Source organism: Methanomassiliicoccales archaeon, from assembly GCA_014361295.1.
In the GTDB taxonomy this organism is placed as follows: Archaea; Thermoplasmatota; Thermoplasmata; order Methanomassiliicoccales; family JACIVX01; genus JACIVX01.
On sequence record JACIVX010000101.1, the window covers coordinates 1 to 913 of the forward strand.

2 protein-coding genes are annotated in these 913 nt (G+C 34.4%); both read right to left on the reverse strand.

Going from position 1 to position 913, the window contains the following annotated elements; translation table 11 throughout:
• Positions 1–233 (reverse strand): acyltransferase family protein (locus H5T41_11390; GenBank protein MBC7109362.1); only part of this gene is annotated, 233 nt, incomplete at its 3' end.
• A gap of 500 nt (positions 234–733) precedes the next feature.
• Positions 734–913, reverse strand: a 180-nt coding sequence (locus tag H5T41_11395) for a hypothetical protein (GenBank protein ID MBC7109363.1), incomplete at its 5' end; no start/stop codon positions are given.

Here is a 913-nt window from a genome sequence, read left to right on the forward strand (position 1 = left end):
AGATATTCACCTGCACTTCTCTTTTTCAATGAGTAATATGTGGCTATTCCTGCTATGGTGAAAAGTAATTGCATAAACCAGGGCGCAAGACTCAAGATGAATGTATTGGCAATAACAGAATTCGCAGCATGGAAATAATAGGATCCAATATTGCTGTAGATGAGTAAAACATGATATGGGAACAGCAACAAAATTATAAGCCAGCGCAGATTATCAAGATAATATTTCCTCATTTATAATGTGCCCCATGTGACTAAATCAAACCATTTCTGTTCATAATCAGGATAAGTGATGAAACAATATTAAATGTTTTATAAATAGTATATAAATCTCACTGATATGGGGTAGCGTCTAAACCATATAATAAGTAATTATTTTTTAGAATTTAAAGCAGCCAAGGACATGGAGACTTATCTTAATATTGAACGATTTTAATTGGAATACAATCCTAGGTTTTTTTCGCTAGGCCTGCTATTGAACTTTATCAAATGCTGGGGGTGATGAATATATAATTAAAGTAGTTTCTTGATCTTTGACACAAGAAAAGGTTGGATCTTGAAATAAAAATATTTTATTGAAATCCCTGCTGAGAATCATGGCAATTCCAAGTGCTTGAAATTGGGGGGGACGATCGAGCCAGTTACACTATAAAAAACTTATCTAAGCTAGCAAAGGTGTGGATTTTTATAGACCCTTCAAGGTCGTGCTTGTGAAAATTTCCACCGAGGACAAACTATCCTTGATTGGAGTAGCTGTTTTTTATTTTTAGTAGTTCTTTTTTTATAGCTTTTGCCATTTGCTTGGTCGTGTGTTTTCCTCCGAGGTCTGGGGTTTTTATTCCTTTTTTCAGGGTTTTTTTGAGGGCTTTTTCTATTAGTGTGGCTTCTTTGTTCTTGTTTAGGTGTTTTAGCAT